Annotated in this window: 1 protein-coding gene; it reads left to right on the forward strand. The window is 71.5% G+C overall.

Annotated elements, in window-relative coordinates:
- Positions 1-1,276: polyketide synthase dehydratase domain-containing protein (locus ACFWIS_RS40665; protein ID WP_380464152.1), on the forward strand; the 1,276-nt coding region annotated here is incomplete at both ends.

Genomic DNA, 1,276 nt, shown 5'->3' on the forward strand with positions numbered 1-1,276 from the left:
GCACCCTGCGCCGCAACACCCCCGAAACCACCCAACTCACCCACGCCCTCGCCCACACCTGGACCCACAACACCCCCACCACCACAACCACCAAACCCCCCACCCCCCACCACACCCCCCTCCCCACCTACCCCTTCCAACACCAGCACTACTGGCTCCACCCGGTCGCCGACACCGGCGACTTCGGACGGCACAGCACCGGACACCCGCTGGTCGGCGGCGCGATCGAACTACCGGGCAGCGACGCCCTGGTGCTCACCGGACGGGTCTCCCTCGAAGCGCAGCCGTGGCTGGCCGACCACGCCGTCCTCGACACCGTTCTGCTCCCCGGCACCGCGTTCCTCGACATCGCCCTGCGGGCAGGGTCCGAGGTCGGCTGCACACACGCGGAGGACATCACCCTCGACAACCCGCTGCTCGTGCCCGAGAACGGCACGGTCGACCTTCAGATCCAGGTCAACTCGCCCGGCGATGACGGCAGTCGGCCCTTCACGATCCACTCCCGCCTCGGCGACGCCGAGTGGATCCGGCACGCCACCGGCGTACTCTCACCCGAAGCGCCGCCGGCACCGCCGACTCGGCCGCACGCGGCCTGGCCGCCTCCGACCGCCACGCGCCTGCCGATCGCGGACCTCTACGGGCAACTGGCCGGACGCGGCTACACCTACGGACCCGCGTTCCAGGGCCTTCGGGCCGCCTGGCAGGACGCGGACGGCCTGTACGCCGAAGTGGAACTGACCGAGGACGTCAGCGAGGCCGGCTACGGGGTCCACCCCGCACTGCTCGACGCGGCGCTCCACGTGCGGCTCGCGTCCAGCGGTGACGGCATGGACCTGGAGCTGCCGTTCTCCTGGTCGGGCGTCAGCCTCCACAGCTCCGGCGCGCGAACGCTCCGCGCCCGGATGACCCTCGCGGACGACGCCACGATCGCCCTGGAGGTGACGGACCCGGACGGCAAGCCGGTCCTCACCGTCGGCGCCCTGGCCACACGGCCGGTGGACGCGGCGAAGCTCGTGTCAGGCGACCTCGCGCCGCTGGTGTTGGAGTGGGTCCCCGTCACCACCGACACCACACCCCCCACCGACACCACACCCACCACCCCCGACCTCCTCATCGTCCACCCCCAGAACCACACCACCCCACTCCACGATCAACTCACCGCCGCCCACCACACCGCCGAACACACCCTCACCCGCATCCAGGAATGGCTCGCCCAGGACCGCACCGACCACCCCCACCTCGTCATCATCACCCGCGGCGCCATCTCCACCCACCC

Source organism: Kitasatospora sp. NPDC127060 (assembly GCF_042724935.1).
Classification (GTDB): Bacteria; Actinomycetota; Actinomycetes; order Streptomycetales; family Streptomycetaceae; genus Kitasatospora.